Source organism: Curtobacterium sp. MCLR17_054 (genome assembly GCF_003234335.2).
Taxonomy (GTDB): Bacteria; Actinomycetota; Actinomycetes; order Actinomycetales; family Microbacteriaceae; genus Curtobacterium; species Curtobacterium flaccumfaciens.
Genome location: NZ_CP126263.1, coordinates 1,934,599 through 1,949,460, shown reverse-complemented (window position 1 = coordinate 1,949,460; position 14,862 = coordinate 1,934,599). Strand labels below are relative to the sequence as shown.

The 14,862-nt window shown below is 74.2% G+C and carries 14 protein-coding genes; 11 read left to right on the top strand and 3 right to left on the bottom strand.

All coding sequences use genetic code 11. The features are described from left to right. Positions 1–15 precede the first annotated feature (15 nt). From DEJ08_RS09375 to DEJ08_RS09355, 5 genes are all read left to right on the top strand, one after another. On the top strand, positions 16–1,017 hold the full coding sequence (locus DEJ08_RS09375) for a glycosyltransferase (RefSeq protein WP_111054212.1): 1,002 nt from the start codon (positions 16–18) through the stop codon (positions 1,015–1,017). Beyond that, positions 1,014–2,342 carry a glycosyltransferase gene (locus tag DEJ08_RS09370; RefSeq protein WP_111046034.1) on the top strand — a complete coding sequence of 443 codons (1,329 nt, stop codon included), beginning with the start codon at positions 1,014–1,016 and terminating at the stop codon, positions 2,340–2,342. Before DEJ08_RS09375 ends, DEJ08_RS09370 begins: the two co-directional genes overlap by 4 nt. Continuing rightward, positions 2,339–2,962: a D-sedoheptulose-7-phosphate isomerase gene (locus DEJ08_RS09365; RefSeq protein WP_110863760.1), complete on the top strand. Its 624-nt coding sequence runs from the start codon at positions 2,339–2,341 to the stop codon at positions 2,960–2,962. Before DEJ08_RS09370 ends, DEJ08_RS09365 begins: the two co-directional genes overlap by 4 nt. Beyond that, positions 2,959–4,392 carry a PfkB family carbohydrate kinase gene (locus DEJ08_RS09360; RefSeq protein ID WP_258367020.1) on the top strand — a complete coding sequence of 478 codons (1,434 nt, stop codon included), beginning with the start codon at positions 2,959–2,961 and terminating at the stop codon, positions 4,390–4,392. Before DEJ08_RS09365 ends, DEJ08_RS09360 begins: the two co-directional genes overlap by 4 nt. A 62-nt stretch (positions 4,393–4,454) precedes the next feature. Then, on the top strand, positions 4,455–5,159 hold the full coding sequence (locus tag DEJ08_RS09355; RefSeq protein ID WP_027465581.1) for an SDR family oxidoreductase: 705 nt from the start codon (positions 4,455–4,457) through the stop codon (positions 5,157–5,159). 748 nt (positions 5,160–5,907) lie between these two features. Here DEJ08_RS09355 and DEJ08_RS09350 read toward each other — a convergent pair. Then, positions 5,908–6,996 (bottom strand): glycosyltransferase family 9 protein, encoded by a 1,089-nt coding sequence (locus tag DEJ08_RS09350; protein ID WP_111054211.1) that lies wholly within the window; start codon positions 6,994–6,996, stop codon positions 5,908–5,910. Positions 6,997–7,130: 134 nt separating this feature from the next. On the opposite strand from DEJ08_RS09350, the gene DEJ08_RS09345 reads away from it, so the two are divergent. The 6 genes from DEJ08_RS09345 to DEJ08_RS09320 all read left to right on the top strand — a co-directional run bounded on the left by DEJ08_RS09345 (position 7,131) and on the right by DEJ08_RS09320 (position 13,777). Next, positions 7,131–8,666, top strand: a complete 1,536-nt coding sequence (locus tag DEJ08_RS09345; protein WP_111054210.1) for an aldehyde dehydrogenase family protein — start codon at positions 7,131–7,133, stop codon at positions 8,664–8,666. After that, entirely contained in the window at positions 8,663–10,156 is a 1,494-nt protein-coding gene (gene rfaE2 / locus DEJ08_RS09340; protein WP_111054209.1) for a D-glycero-beta-D-manno-heptose 1-phosphate adenylyltransferase, read from the top strand. Before DEJ08_RS09345 ends, rfaE2 begins: the two co-directional genes overlap by 4 nt. After that, positions 10,153–11,037, top strand: coding sequence for a glycosyltransferase family 2 protein (locus DEJ08_RS09335; RefSeq protein WP_111054208.1), 885 nt, complete (start codon positions 10,153–10,155; stop codon positions 11,035–11,037). The genes rfaE2 and DEJ08_RS09335 overlap by 4 nt, the downstream gene beginning before the upstream one ends. A 93-nt stretch (positions 11,038–11,130) precedes the next feature. After that, positions 11,131–11,874 (top strand): DedA family protein, encoded by a 744-nt coding sequence (locus DEJ08_RS09330; RefSeq protein ID WP_111054207.1) that lies wholly within the window; start codon positions 11,131–11,133, stop codon positions 11,872–11,874. Beyond that, positions 11,871–13,118: a sensor histidine kinase gene (locus tag DEJ08_RS09325; protein WP_181438950.1), complete on the top strand. Its 1,248-nt coding sequence runs from the start codon at positions 11,871–11,873 to the stop codon at positions 13,116–13,118. The genes DEJ08_RS09330 and DEJ08_RS09325 overlap by 4 nt, the downstream gene beginning before the upstream one ends. Continuing rightward, positions 13,115–13,777 (top strand): response regulator, encoded by a 663-nt coding sequence (locus DEJ08_RS09320; protein ID WP_111054205.1) that lies wholly within the window; start codon positions 13,115–13,117, stop codon positions 13,775–13,777. The genes DEJ08_RS09325 and DEJ08_RS09320 overlap by 4 nt, the downstream gene beginning before the upstream one ends. Before the next feature lie 86 nt (positions 13,778–13,863). On the opposite strand, the gene DEJ08_RS09315 is transcribed toward DEJ08_RS09320, so the two are convergent. Next, entirely contained in the window at positions 13,864–14,367 is a 504-nt protein-coding gene (locus tag DEJ08_RS09315) for a Dps family protein (RefSeq protein ID WP_111054204.1), read from the bottom strand. Positions 14,368–14,419: 52 nt separating this feature from the next. Further along, positions 14,420–14,842 carry an SIP domain-containing protein gene (locus tag DEJ08_RS09310; protein ID WP_111054203.1) on the bottom strand — a complete coding sequence of 141 codons (423 nt, stop codon included), beginning with the start codon at positions 14,840–14,842 and terminating at the stop codon, positions 14,420–14,422. Positions 14,843–14,862 lie beyond the last annotated feature (20 nt).

Here is a 14,862-nt window from a genome sequence, read left to right as displayed (position 1 = left end):
ACCGGAAGGCCCTGCATGCGGATCCTCGTGTGGCACGTGCACGGCGGCTGGATGGACGCCTTCGTCCGCGGCCCCCACGAGTACCTCATCCCGACCACCCCGGCGCGCGACGCCTGGGGACTCGGCCGCGGCGGCCGCGCTTGGCCTGACTCCGCGATCGAGATCGACCCGGCCGACGTCGCCGAGGCCGAGGTCGACGTGGTCGTCCTGCAGCGCACCGAGGAGCTCGAGGAAGCCCGCCGTCTGCTCGGTGGCCGTGACGTCCCGATCGTCTTCGTGGAGCACAACGCCCCCCGGGTCGACGTGCCGAACAGCCTGCACCCGATGCGCGACCGCGACGACCTGACGATCGCGCACGTGACGCACTGGAACGCCCTGATGTGGGACTGCGGCACCACCCGGACCACCGTCGTCGAGCACGGCGTCGTCGACCCCGGCCCGCTGTACACCGGCGCGCTCGAGCGCCTCGGCGTCGTCATCAACGAACCCGTCCGGCGCAACCGTGTCGTCGGCACCGACCTGCTCCCCCGCTTCGCCGAGGTCGCCCCGGTCGACGTCTGGGGCATCGGCACCGAACGGCTGCCGGAGCTCGGCTTCGGCGACCGCGTGGTCGCGCAGGGCGACGTCCAGGCCGACCCCATGCACGCGGCGCTGGCCCAACGGCGGGCCTACGTGCACCCGAACCGCTGGACCTCGCTCGGCCTGTCGCTCATCGAGTCGATGCAAATGGCCATGCCGGTCCTGGTGCTCGCGACGACGGACGCGGCCCGCACGGTCCCGGGTGAGGCCGGGGCGATCGCGACCGACGTCGAGGAGCTGGTGCGGGCCTCCAGGCTGCTGCTGGAGGACCCGGACGAGGCGCGCCGACGGGGGCTCGTGGCGCGTGAGGCCGTGCTCGCACGGCACGCGCTCGGTCGGTTCCTGGCCGACTGGGACGACCTGCTCGACGACGCCGTCGCGCGCGGTGCGCGACGGAACCGTGCGGCGGGAGCCGCGCTCGAAGGGAGCCTGCGATGAAGATCGCCATGGTGTCCGAGCACGCGAGTCCGCTCGCCGTGCTCGGCGGGGTCGACGCCGGTGGGCAGAACGTCCACGTCGCCGAACTGTCCGGTGCACTGGCCGACCGCGGCCACCACGTGACCGTCTACACGCGGCGCGACGACGCGTCGCAGCCCGTCCGCGTGCCCCTGCGCCCCGGTGTGGACGTCGTGCACGTCGACGCCGGTCCCGCGCGTGCCGTGCCGAAGGACGAGCTGTTCCCGTTCATGGGGACGTTCGCGTCGGTGCTCGCCGCCGAGTGGTTCCTCGACCGCCCCGACGTGGTGCACGCGCACTTCTGGATGTCGGGCCACGCCGCCCTCGACGCGGTGACGCAGGTGCAGGCCCGGACCGGTGGGGTGCGGATCCCGGTGGTGCAGACCTTCCACGCCCTGGGTGTCGTGAAGCGCCGGCACCAGGGTGCCGCGGACACCAGCCCGGCCGAGCGCGAGTGGGTCGAACCCGCCGTCGGTCGGAGCGTCGACCAGGTCGTCGCGACCTGCTCGGACGAGGCCTTCGAGCTCAAGGCCCTCGGTGTCCCGCTGCACCGCATCTCGGTGGTGCCGTGCGGCGTCGACGTGTCGCTCTTCCGTCCGGACGGCCCCGTCGAGCAGCGCGACCGTCCGCTCCGGGTGCTCACCGCCTCACGACTCGTGCAGCGGAAGGGCGTCGGGACGACGATCGCCGCACTCGCCGCGCTCGTCGAACAGGGCCGTGACGTCGAACTCGTCGTCGTGGGCGGTGCCGGTGTCGCCGGTGCCGACCTGGTGGACGACCCCGAGTACCAGCGCCTCGACGCACTCGCCCGGTCGCTCGGCGTGCGCGACCACGTGACGTTCCGCGGGCAGCTCGGGCAGCACGACATGCCCGCCGTCTACCGCAGCGCCGACGTCGTCGTCTGCGCCCCCTGGTACGAGCCGTTCGGCATCGTGCCGCTCGAGGCGATGGCCTGCGGCCGCCCGGTGGTCGCGTCGAGCGTCGGCGGGCTCATCGACACCGTCGTCGAGGACGCCACCGGCCTGCACGTGCCGCCGCGCGACGAGACCGCGGTGGCCGAGGCCGTCGGCGCACTGCTCGACGACCCGGAGCGCCGCGAGGCGTACGGCCGTGCTGGTCGACAGCGCGCCGAGTCCCGCTACACCTGGCAGAAGGTCGCGGCCGACAGTGAACGCGTCTACGAGCGCCTGCTCGCCGGCGCGACCTCGTCCGCCAGCACCACCGGGCCCGCTGCCGGCCGCTCGCGCACCACCCACGCCGGCCGGGTCACCCGCGCCGCGCAGTCGACGGAGAGGACCGCACGATGACCATCGACCAGCAGACCGGGATCGAGGACCGCGCCGTCACCGACAGCGCCCGCGTCGTCGTCGACCACGTCGCGGCGTCGGTCCCCGTGATCGCCTCCCTCGTCGACCACCGGGACCACATCGCCGAGTGGGCGGACGACATCGCCGGGCGGCTCGTCGCCGGACGTCGGCTGCTCGCCGCGGGCAACGGCGGCTCCGCTGCCGAGGCGCAGCACCTGACGTCCGAGCTCACCGGCCGCTTCGAGGGCGACCGGCCCGCGTACTCGGCCATCTCGCTGCACGCCGAGACCTCCGCCGTGACCGCCATCGGGAACGACTACGGCTACGACCAGGTGTTCGCGCGGCAGGTGTCGGCGCACGCCCGTGCCGGTGACGTCCTCGTGCTGCTGTCGACGAGCGGCAAGAGCCCCAACCTGCTGCGGGCCGCCGAGGCCGCACGTGCCGTGGGTGCCCGCTCCCTCGCGCTGACCGGCTCCGGACCGAACCCACTCGCCGACCTGGTCGACGACGCGATCTGCATCGAAGGGCCGTCCGCCAACGTGCAGGAGGCGCAGCTCGTCCTGGTGCACGCGCTCTGCAAGGCCATGGAGCCGACGCTGCGTCGCGGGGGCCGTCGATGAGCGGGCTCGTTGCAGTCGCACCGCGTTCCGGTGCCGCCGGTGGCCGTGCCGCCGGACCGCGCTTCCGCATCGCCGTCGTCGGGGACACCCTGCTCGACGTCGACGTGTCCGGCACGAGCGAGCGCCTGAGCCCCGACGCCCCCGTCCCCGTGGTGGACGTCGCCACCGACGACCGCCGTGCCGGTGGTGCCGGACTCGTCGCGACCATGCTCGCCCGCGACGGCCACGACGTCACCCTGGTCACCGTCCTGAGCGACGACGGCCGTGCCCAGGAGATCCGCGACCTGCTCCCCGACGTCACGATCGTCGCCGGACCATCCGGAGTCCCGACCCCCGTGAAGACCCGCGTGCGCGTCGTCGACCACGCCCTCGTCCGGATCGACGAGGGCTGCGCGACCCCGCCCGTGCCCGAGGCCACCGACGCGATGACCGCAGCCCTCGACGGCGTCGACGCGATCGTCGTCGCCGACTACGGCCGCGGGGTCGCCGCTGCCCCGGCACTCCGTGACGCCCTCACCCGTGCGGCCGAGCGCCTGCCGGTGGTCTGGGACCCGCACCCCAAGGGCGCCGCGCCCGTCCCCGGCACCACCGTCGCCACCCCGAACGCTGCCGAGGCGCGACGCTTCACCGACGTCGAGGGACACGGTGTGCCCTTCGCGACCGTCGCCGCCGCCCGGCTCGTCGAACAGTGGCAGGCCGGCGCCGTCGCCGTGACGATGGGTGACCGCGGTGCGCTGCTCGCCGACGCCCAGGGCGACAGCCGCTTCGTGCCGGCTCCGTCCGTCAGCGCCGGGGACCCCTGCGGTGCCGGCGACCGGCTCGCCGCGGGCGTCGCCGTCGCACTGGCGTCCGGCGCGGACGTCCCCGACGCCGTCTCCGCCGGCGTGGTCGCCGCGTCCGAGTACCTGGCCGCCGGTGGCGTCACCGCGCTCTTCGCCGACGACGGCCCCGCGCCGCTCGCCGTGCCCGGGGCCGACCGGGACGCCATGCGCCTGGTGCACGACGTCCGGAGCGCCGGCGGAACCGTCGTCGCGACCGGAGGCTGCTTCGACCTGCTGCACGCCGGGCACGCCCGCACCCTGTCGGCCGCCCGTGCACTCGGCGACTGCCTGGTCGTGTGCCTCAACTCGGACTCGTCAGTTCGCGCACTGAAGGGCCCGGACCGGCCGATCATGACCCAGGACGACCGGGTCGAGCTGCTCCTGGCACTCGACTGCGTCGACGCCGTCGTGGTGTTCGACGAGTCCACCCCCGACGAGGCCCTGCGCCGCTTCCGACCGGACGTCTGGGCGAAGGGCGGCGACTACACCGCGAGCGAACTGCCCGAGACGGCGACCCTCGCCGAGTGGGGTGGCCGCGTCGTCACCGTGCCGTTCCACCCGGGCCGGTCGACCACCCGGCTCGCCGCCGCGATCGAACGCGTCGGCTGAGCGTCCGTCCGCCGTCACACACCTGCTCGACCACTTCCCGCTCCACTACGCAAAGGACATCCATGCCCGTCCCCACCACCCCCATCGGCCGCGTCCTCGTCACCGGCGGCGCCTCCGGACTCGGCGCCGCCGTCGTGGCTGCCGTCACCGAGGCCGGCGGCACCCCGATCGTCCTCGACCTGCGGATCGACGCCGTCCCCGAGGGCGTCGACGCCGTCGCCGTGGACGTCTCGGACACCGACGCCGTCGAGCAGGCGGTCCGTGACGCCGCCGAGCGGCACGGCGGCCTCGACGCCGTCGTCACCGCCGCGGGCATCGACACCCCCGCCCCGATCGACGCGATCTCGTCCGGCAAGTGGGAGCAGATCGTCGGCGTCAACCTGATCGGCACCGCCTCGACCGTGCGCGCCGCACTGCCCGCCCTCGAGGCCACGCACGGCCGCGTCGTCACGATCTCGTCGTCGCTCGCCCTGCGCGGCGTCGGCGACGGCACCGCGTACTCGGCGTCGAAGTTCGGCGTCCGAGGCTTCTCGCAGGCGCTGGCCGCCGAGACCGCCGGTCGCATCGGCGTGACGAACATCATCCCCGCCGGGATGCGGACGAACTTCTTCGCCGACCGGACCGAGCAGTACAAGCCGGGCCCGGACGCGCAGCTCATCGAGCCGGAGTACGTCGCGAACTCGATCATCTTCGCGCTGTCGCAGCCGGCCGGCTGCGAGATCCGCGAGCTGTCGATCATGCCGGCGACGGAGCCGAGCTGGCCGTAGTCGCTCGCCGCTGACGGACGGGAGGCGCGGTGCCGGCTGGCACCGCGCCTCCCGTGTGTCCGCGTGCCGCGTGCCGGGTCCCGTGCACGGTGCACGGTGCGCGGTGCGTCGCCTGGTGCAGCGTTGACGGCTGGGTGCGCGCTTGCAGCGCCGCACGCAGCGGTGAACCGCGCACGGGGTGACGGCGTGCGCACGGTGCGGCCGGGAGGCGCGTTGCGGGCTGGCAGCGGGCCTCCCGTCCGGCGTCCGGTCGCGTTCCGTGCACGGTGCGCGGTGCGTCGCCTGGTGCAGCGTTGACGGCTGGGTGCGCGCTTGCAGCGCCGCACGCGGCGGTGAACCGCGCACGGGGTGACGGCGTGCGCACGGTGCGGCCGGGAGGTGCGTTGCGGGCTGGCAGCGGGCCTCCCGTCCGGCGTCCGGTCGCGTTCCGTGCACGGTGCGCGGTGCGTCGCCTGGTGCAGCGTTGACTGCTGGGTGCGCGCTTGCAGCGCCGCACGCAGCGGTCAACCGCGCACTGGGTGACGGCGTGCGCACGGTGCGGCCGGGAGGCGCGTTGCGGGCTGACAGCGGGCCTCCCGTCCGGCGTCCGGTCGCGTTCCGTGCACGGTGCACGGTGCACGGTGCGCGGTGCGCCGCCTGGTGCAGCGTTGACGGCTGGGTGCGCGCTTGCAGCGCCGCACGCAGCGGGCAACCGCGCACGGGGTGACGACGCGCGCACGAGACCGAAGCTCGCACGGTGCGAGGCTCGTCAGAGCGTGCGGAGCAGGTCCTCGACGTCGGCGAGGACGGCCTCCGGCTCGACCTGGTCCACGTAGGACGGGTCGTGCTCGCACCGCTCGGCGGTCCAGCCGACCTGGGTGACGTCGGTGCCGCACACCGGGCACTGCGTCACGAAGGACAGGTGCACGCGGTGCCGACCACGGTCGAACGGCCCGGCGTTGATCACGTTGCCGAACCAGAACACCCCGACGGTCGGGGTGCCGACGGCGACGGCGAGGTGCCGTGGGCCGGAGTCGTCGCCGACCATGACGTCGGCGGCGGCGAGGACGTCGGGGAGTTCGCGCAGCGGCAGTGACCCGGTGCGGTCGTGCACGCGCTCCCGGAGCTCGGGCGGCAGCGACGCGACGATGGCGGACGACGCCGGCACGTCCGAGTCGTCACCCACGAGCACCACGTCGTCCCCCGAGGCGAGCCGGGCACGGGCGACCTCGGCGAAGCGCGAGGGGCTCCAGCGGCGACGCGGGTCGGTGGCGCCGGGGTGGATCGCGACGAGTCGTCCCCGCGCGCCGAGGCGCTGTCGGACCCCGGCCCGCGTGGCCTCGGGGACGTGCAGTCGGGGGTCGAGGGTGACCGGTTCGGCGCCGGCGAGCGAGGCCACCTCGAGCGCCCGGACGACCTCGTGCTGGTAGTAGACGTAGCGGACCCAGCGCTCCAGGACCTCGGCGTCCTCGGTGGCGGTGCCCACGGTGTGACGGGCGCCGAGCCGGAGCAGGAACGGGTTCGAGTTCCGGCCGCCGCCGTGCACCTGCACCGCGAGGTCGAAGCGCCCGTGCAGCCGCTCGAAGAAGTCCTGCTCGGTCGGTGCGCCCTCGCCGGAGTCCCGGACGCCGGGGACGACGGGGAGCTCCTCGAAGGCGTGGACGGCGTCGGTGCGACCCTCGAGCACCGGCCGCGCGGACGGCGCCCCGAGCAACGTGATCCGGGCCCCGGGGTACGCGGCGGCCAGGGCCTCGACCGCCGGGAGGGCGAACATCAGGTCGCCCAGTCCCCCGCCGCGGAGCACCGCAATCTCGCTGACACCGTCGAACCGTTCTCCGCCCACACCGATCTGTTGCACAGCTCCACGTCTACCGGTCGGACCCGTCCGGACGCCCAGCAGCGCCCCCGGATGGACGAGAAGCGCGATGCCGTGACCGCACACAGCGGAGCACGAGCACCGTGTGAGGCCCCGCCCGCCTCCGGAAGGACCCCATGACGATCGCACCCCCCGCCGCCGACGACCTCGTGGTGACCGACCCCGTGAACGGATCGATCGCGTCCACCGTGCGCCGCTCGACCGAGGACGACGTCCGCAACGCCGTCGCCCGCGCCCGTGCCGCTGCCGGTGCCTGGGCCCGGACCGCGCCGGCCGAGCGCGGTGCCCTGCTGCACGCCGCGGCCGAGCACCTCCGTGCGCACGCGCAGGAGCTGGCGGACCTGAACACCCGCGAGACCGGCAAGGTGCCCGGCGACGCCCTCGGTGGGGTCGAGGCCGGCATCGGCACGCTCGTGCAGTACGCCGAGCTCGGGCCGGTGCACCGCGGTGAGGCCCTGCGCGGGCAGTTCGGTGCCGCCGACTGGTCGGTGCCGCACCCGCGCGGCGTGGTGCTCGCCTTGACGCCGTGGAACGACCCGGTCGCCGTGGCCTGCGGGATCCTCGGCGCAGCGATCGTCACGGGCAACACCGTGGTGCACAAGGGCAGCGAACGCTGCCCGGCGACCTTCGCCCGACTCAACGCGCTGCTCGCCGAGGTCCTGCCGGACGGCGTGCTCATCGGGGTCGACGGCGACGCGACCACCGGCGAGCTGCTCCTGGCGCAGGAGGGCATCGACGTCTACGCGCACGTCGGGTCGACCGCGACCGGCGACCGCCTGAGCGAGGTGGCCGCGACCACCCGCGCCCACGTCATCCGCGAGAACGGCGGCAACGACCCGGTCATCGTCGATGCCGACGTCGACCCGGAGTGGGCAGCCGCACAGGTCGCACTCGGCGCGTTCGCGAACACCGGCCAGATCTGCACCAGCGTCGAGCGGGTGTACGTGCACCAGGACGTCGCCGAGCCCTTCGTCGCCGCGCTCGTCGCCGAGGCGGAGCGCCGCACGGCCGCACCCGCCGCCGAGTTCGGGCCGCTCGTGGACGACCGGCTGCGCGAGCTCGTGCAGCACCACGTCGACGACGCGATCGCCCGCGGCGCCTCGGTCCGGACCGGTGGCGTCACGCCCGGCGGGCTCGGATCGTTCTACCCGGCGACCGTCCTGACCGACTGCACGGACGACATGCTCGTGCTGACCGAGGAGACCTTCGGCCCGATCGCCCCGGTGCGCATCGTGTCGGACTTCGCGGAGGGACTCCGGCTCGCCGCGGCCGACCGCTACGGCCTCGCGGCCACCGTGCTGACGAACGACACCGCGCACGCGCTCCGTGCCGCGGCCGAACTGCCCGTCGGCACCGTCAAGGTGAACGCCGTGTTCGGTGGCGCTCCGGGCGGCAGCGCCCAGCCCCGCGGTGCCTCGGGCGCCGGGTTCGGGTACGGCCCGCACCTGCTCGACGAGATGACGACCACGACGGTGGTGCACCTCGAGGCCGCACCGCCGCGCCGCACCGCCGAGACGTCGACGGCAGCAGACCGCAGCAGCGCAGCCACAAACAGCACCGCAGCCACCATCGGCACCGCGACCGACACCGGCCCCGCAGCCGCAGCAGGCGCCACCGCCGGCAGCGCCGACACCGTGGGAGGCACCCGATGACCGCCGACGTCCGGCTGGTCCGTGACCTCGTCGCCACGATCGACGACCGCGAACCCCTCGTCGTCGTCATCGGCGACTGCATCCTCGACCGCTGGACCGTCGGCGAGGCCGAGCGGGTCTCCCGCGAGGCCCCGGCCCCCGTCGTCCGCGTCACCGAGACCATCGCGGTGCCGGGCGGTGCGGCGAACACAGCCGTGAACGCCCGCGCCCTCGGCGCCCGGGTCCGCATGGTGGGGCTCATCGGTGACGACGAGGCCGGTGACGTCCTGCGCCAGCGGCTCGAGGCTGCCGGCGTCGACACGTCGTTCCTGGTCGAGATCCCCGGTGCCCGCACCACGACGAAGTCGCGCGTGGTCGGCGGTGACCGCGTGGTGGTCCGGGTCGACGAGCTGGCTGCGACCCCGACCGCCGAGCACGGCGAACGCCTCGCCCGTTCGGTGGCCCGTGCCATCAGGTGCGCCGACGCCGCCGTCGTGTGCGACTACGGTCTGGGCGTCCGCGCCGAGGACGTCGTGCCGATGCTCGACCGTGACCGCCCCGGTGCCGTCGTCGTCGACGCGCACGACCTGACCCGCTGGGCCGCGCTGCACCCCGACCTCGTCACGCCGAACGCCGGTGAGACCGCCGCACTGCTCGGCACGGAGCTCGGCACCGGTGCCGACCGCGTCGGCACCGTCGTCGCAGCCCGTGCCGACGTGCTCGCCCGCAGTGGCGCCCGTGCCGCGGTGGTCACGCTCGACCGCGACGGCACCGTGCTGCTCGAGCCCGGCTCCGACCAGGGGTTCCGCACGCGTGCGACGCCCGCCTCCGAGCAGCAGGCCTCCGGCGCCGGTGACACCTTCTGCGCCGCCGCGACCGTCGCCCTCGCCGTGCAGGCACCCCTGCGCGACGCCGTCGCCGTCGCCCAGGCCGCTGCCGACGTCGTCGTCCGCGAGGCCGGCACGTCCGTCTGCACCGCCGCCGCCCTGCTCGACTCGGTGACCGCTCCGGCGGCGACCGTGGTCGACCACGACGAGCTCGCCTCCGCCGTCGAGGCCGCACGGCAGGCCCGCCGACGCGTGGTCTTCACGAACGGCTGCTTCGACGTCGTGCACCGCGGGCACACCACCTACCTGCGCCAGGCCCGTGACCTGGGCGACCTGCTCGTCGTCGCCCTGAACGACGACGACTCGGTGCGCCGGCTGAAGGGCCCGGAGCGGCCGATCAACCCGGCCGAGGACCGCGCCGGCGTGCTCGCCGCGCTGGCCTGCGTCGACCTGGTCACGGTGTTCGCGACGGACACCCCCATCCCGCTCATCGAACGGTTGCGCCCCGAGGTCTACGTCAAGGGCGGGGACTACTCCCCCGAGATGCTGACCGAGACCGAGGTCGTGCGCGGCTACGGCGGCGAGGTCGTCATGGTCGACTACGTGCCCGAGCACTCCACCAGCGCCGTCGTGCGCCGGATCCGCGAAGCCGCTGCGCGGCCCGAACCGGACCCGGCACCGTGACCGCCCGCTGGTCCGGGTCCTGGGCGAAGGCCCCCGATCCAGCGGACACGAGCACGGTCGACGTCGACGTGCTCATCCCGACCGTCGGCAGGCCGGCCGAGCTCGCCACGACGCTCGCCGGCCTCGCCGCCCAGACCGAGGTCGACCTGCGCGTCGTCCTCAGCGACCAGTCCGCGGACGGAGACGCCGCCAGCGCGCCGGCGGTCGCCGCGATGCTCCGCGTCCTGGAGGCGCAGGGCCGGCCCGTCACGCTCCTCACCCACCCGGAACGGCGTGGCCTGGCAGAGCACCGGCAGTTCCTGCTCGACCACGCCGAGGCCGCCGCGGTGCTGTTCCTCGACGACGACGTCTGGCTCGAGCCGGGGTCGATCGCGCGGATGCTCGACGCGCTGCGCACCCTGGGCTGCGGGTTCGTCGGCAGCGCCGTGCAGGGCCTGTCGTACCTGCAGGACCGCCGCCCGCACGAGACCTCGGTGTTCGAACGGTGGGACGGCCCCGTCGTGCCCGAGGTGGTGCGCCGCGGCACCCCCGGCTTCGACCGCTGGTCACTGCACAACGCCGCGAACCCGACGCACGTCGCCGCCGACCTCGACCTGCACCCCGGCGAGTGGGTGCCCTACCGCGTCGCGTGGGTCGGTGCCTGCGCGCTCTACGACCGCCGTGCGCTCGAGGAGGTCGGTGGCTTCCGGTTCTGGGACACCCTGCCGACCGAGCACGCCGGCGAGGACGTCGTCGCGCAGTGGCGGGTGATGGAACGGTTCGGCGGTGCGGGCATCATGCCCTCGGGTGCCGTGCACCTGGAGGCCCCGACCACCGTCGTCGACCGCCGTGTGGACGCACCCGACGTGGTCTTCGCGGACGGGAACGTCATACCGCGGTAGGGGGTGGTCGAGACCGCCGCGGGATGGCCAGAGCGCGCCGGCTCCGTAGCGTCGTCCTCGTCGGCGAGTTCCGTCGGCCGGAGGGAGCACCCCGTGTTCGACCAGATCACCCCGCTCGTCGTCGAGCTGGCCGCGAGTCCGCTCGTCTACGTCGTCCTCTTCGCCCTGTGCCTGGTGGACGGCTTCTTCCCGCCGGTGCCGAGCGAGGCCGCCCTCGTCGCGATCGCCGCCATCGCCGCGACGTCCGGACAGCCCGTGCTCGCCGTGGTGCTCGTCGCCGCCGCCCTCGGAGCGATCGCCGGCGACTCGATCGCGTACTGGATCGGGCGCCGGATCGGGTTCGCTCGGCTGGCCCGTTCGAAGCGACCACGGATCGCGGCGGCCTTCGCGTTCGCCGAGCGGCAGATGCAGCGCCGCTCCGCCAGCCTCATCCTGACCGGGCGCTTCATCCCGGTCGGCCGGGTCGCGGTCAACATGACCGCCGGAGCAACACGGCTGTCCTACCGCCGGTTCCTGGCGATCAGCGCGATCGCAGGGCTGGCGTGGTCGGCGGTGTCGATCGGGATCGCCCTGGCTGCGTCGAGCGTGCTGCACGAACCGATCGTCGCCGCCCTGGTGTCGATGGTGGTCGCCGCCGGGCTCGGGATCGCGGTCGACCGGGTGCTCGGTACCATCAGCCGCAGGCGCGAAGCCCGTGACGCCCGCGCCGCAGCCGCAGCCACCGCAGCCGCAGCCACCACAGCCACACCCGCCACAGCCACACCCGCCACAGCCACCGCCACAGCCATCGCCCCCGAACCCTGCCTCGCCCGAACCGGAGAGACCGCCTGCCCGTGACCGTCGTCCCGAAGCCCCGACCCACCTGGGTCCGGCCCGCCGTGCAGATCGGCTTCGTCGTCGTCGCGGTGTCCCTGTTCGCCGTCGCCGCACCCGTGACCGCCGCGTTCTACGGCGTCCCCGTGCCGCTCGCGTTGCTCGTGACCGCCGTCCTTTCGGCGAGCATCGGCCTCGCACCGCTCTTCCCCCGCACGGCGTCGGGCGCGCACCTCGTCGCCCTCGCCGGCCTCGGGGTCCTGACGGCACCCGGCACCATCGGGCCCTGGCCGGTCTCGGTCACGAGCATCGTCGGCCTCAGCGTGCTGCTCGTCGTGCTGGGCGTCCGCACCACCTGGCGGCTCACCGCGGTGGTCTGGGTCGCGGCGACACTGCTCACCCTGCTGCTCATCGGCGTGACGCCCGACCGGTGGGGACAGGTCGACGTCTGGGCGACGAGCTTCGTGGTGAGCGCCGGCGACACCCTCGTCGTGGCCGCCGCTGCGGTCGTCATCGGGCAGCGCCGGACCGTGCGCGAGGAACTCGCCGCCGCCCGCCGGGACACCGAGCTCGAGCAGGCCCGACGCCGGACGGTCGAGGAGCGCTCCCGGATCGCCCGCGAGCTCCACGACGTCGTCGCCCACAGCATGTCCGTCGTGCACATGCAGGCCGAGTCCGCCCCGTACCGCGTCGCGGACCTGCCGCCGGACGCCCGCACCGAGTTCGCCGCGATCGCCGAGACCTCGCGCACCGCTCTGCGGGAGATGCGGCAGCTGCTCGGCACCCTGCGTGGCGACGCCGACGCCGAGCGTGCACCGCAGCCGCGGCTCGCCGACTTGTCCGCACTGGTGCAGGCCACCCGCGCGGCCGGCATCCCCGTCGACCTGCGACTCGACGAGCGGCTCGACCCGGACCTCGACGACGTCGACCGGCTCGCACAGCTCACCGTGTACCGGGTCGTGCAGGAGGCGCTCGGCAACGTGGCCCGGCACGCGCCCGGTGCGACCACCGTCGTGACGGTCGGGAGGCACGGCTCGGCCCTCACGGTCGAGGTCGCCAACGCCGCGCCACCGGCCGGCAGCGTGCCCGGTGCTCCGCCGGACGACGGCGGCTTCGGCCTGGCGGGGATGCGCGAGCGGGTCGCCGCGCTCCGCGGCACCATCGACCACGGACCGGACCCGGACGGCGGCTTCCGCGTCGCCGTCAGTCTGCCCACCCGGCCCACCGCGACCACGTCGCAGCCGACGGCCAACGGGGGAACGCGATGACGCGGGTGATGGTGGTCGACGACCAGCAGATGTTCCGTGTCGGACTGCGGGCGATCCTCCAGGCCCAGGACGACGTCGAGGTCGTCGGCGAGGCCGCGAACGGTGCCGAGGCGGTCGTGATGGCGATCCGGCTCCGGCCGGACGTGATCCTGATGGACGTCCGGATGCCGGAGCTCGACGGGATCGAGGCGACCCGGCGGATCACCGCGGCGCCCGCGGAGTCGCCCGTCCGCGTGGTGATGCTCACGACGTTCGACATCGACGACTACGTGTTCGACGCGCTCCGTGCCGGGGCGAGCGGGTTCCTGCTCAAGGACGCGAGCGCCGAGGAGCTCGTGCAGGCCGTGCGGACCGTCGCGGCCGGCGACTCCCTGCTCGCACCGAGGGTGACCCGGCACCTCGTCGAGGCCTTCGTCGCCGGTCCGCAGCCGGCGGCCCCGCGGACCGAGGTGCTCGACGTGCTGACCGACCGGGAGCGGGACGTGTTCCTGCTGATGGCGCGGGGGCGGTCGAACGGCGAGATCGCGGCGGAGCTGTTCATCGCCGAGCAGACCGTGAAGACCCACGTCGGCCGGGTCCTGGCGAAGCTGCAGCTGCGGGACCGGGTGCACGCCGTCGTGCTGGCGTACGAGGGCGGGCTGATCACGCCGTCCGCGTGAGGTGCGGGCCCGGAGCGCGACCCGAGACGGACGGGAGGCCCGGTGCCAGCTGGCACCGGGCCTCCCGTCAGAGGTGTGGTCGCGACTCAGGCGGCGAGGTGCGCCTGCAGGAACCAGCGGTCCTTGGTCAGCGCGCGCTCGATCTCGATCGCGACGTCCTGGCTGTTGAGGTCGACCTCGTCGAGGCCGTCGACCGCACGGCGGACCTGCAGCAGCGCGGCGTCGATCTGGGCGATCACCTCGGTGACGGTGACGTCCGAGTTCTGGAAGCCCTGCGACAGCGGCGGCAGGGTGGTGTTCGCGGCGACGGTCGCGATGCGCGAGTCGACCGGCAGGCCGAGGGCGACGATGCGCTCCGCAGCCTTGTCCGCGTAGTCCTGCGCGTGGTCGACGATCTCGTCGAGGAGCTCGTGCACGCCGACGAAGTTGCGGCCACGGACGTGCCAGTGGGCCTGCTTGCCGTTGACGACGAGCGCCTCGAGGTCGATGACGACGGGGGCGAGGAACTGGGCGACCCCGGCTGCGAGCTCCGGCGTGGTCGAGAACGGGGACGTGGTGCTCGGGGTGGTGGTGCTGCTCTGCGTGGTCATGGCACAACCATGCCCCCGTCTTTTGCACATTGCAAGGAAGAGCAGGCTGCCCTTACCCGCCGTACTCGACCTGGACGTGCTGGCCGGCGTCGGTGAGCTCGAGCTGCACCATGGACCGAGCGCGCTCGATCCACGGGCTGTCCGCGCACCCGATCCACACCGAGGTGCGGGGCTCGCAGCCCGTCACGCACCACTCGGCGGCCCACCCGGTCAGGGCGTGTGCCAGCGCTTCGCCGTGGTCCGCGAAAACCAGCGGAGCGACGGCCGAGCTGCGGGCGCTCCGGACCAGCCAGGTCACGGTGACGCGCGGCGGGGCCGGCAGGATGCGGATCTGCTCGTCGAGGGCGACCTCGACGAAGACCTGCCCGTACGTGTTCTCGGGGAGTTCCTCGAGCTGGCGGTGGATCTCGACGAGGTCCTCGGCACCACCCGCGATGAGGATGCGTTCGCTGGGCTGTCGCCGGGTCCGTGCCATGTGGCAACGGTAAGGGAAGC

Excerpts from the sequence above, each read along its gene's own strand:
- DEJ08_RS09320 (WP_111054205.1), top strand. The coding sequence starts at position 13,115 with ATGACGCGGGTGATGGTGGTCGACGACCAGCAGATGTTCCGTGTCGGA.
- DEJ08_RS09345 (WP_111054210.1), top strand. The coding sequence starts at position 7,131 with ATGACGATCGCACCCCCCGCCGCCGACGACCTCGTGGTGACCGACCCC.
- DEJ08_RS09360 (WP_258367020.1), top strand. The coding sequence starts at position 2,959 with ATGAGCGGGCTCGTTGCAGTCGCACCGCGTTCCGGTGCCGCCGGTGGC.
- rfaE2 (WP_111054209.1), top strand. The coding sequence starts at position 8,663 with ATGACCGCCGACGTCCGGCTGGTCCGTGACCTCGTCGCCACGATCGAC.
- DEJ08_RS09355 (WP_027465581.1), top strand. The coding sequence starts at position 4,455 with ATGCCCGTCCCCACCACCCCCATCGGCCGCGTCCTCGTCACCGGCGGC.
- DEJ08_RS09315 (WP_111054204.1), bottom strand. The coding sequence starts at position 14,367 with ATGACCACGCAGAGCAGCACCACCACCCCGAGCACCACGTCCCCGTTC.
- DEJ08_RS09375 (WP_111054212.1), top strand. The coding sequence starts at position 16 with ATGCGGATCCTCGTGTGGCACGTGCACGGCGGCTGGATGGACGCCTTC.
- DEJ08_RS09370 (WP_111046034.1), top strand. The coding sequence starts at position 1,014 with ATGAAGATCGCCATGGTGTCCGAGCACGCGAGTCCGCTCGCCGTGCTC.
- DEJ08_RS09310 (WP_111054203.1), bottom strand. The coding sequence starts at position 14,842 with ATGGCACGGACCCGGCGACAGCCCAGCGAACGCATCCTCATCGCGGGT.
- DEJ08_RS09365 (WP_110863760.1), top strand. The coding sequence starts at position 2,339 with ATGACCATCGACCAGCAGACCGGGATCGAGGACCGCGCCGTCACCGAC.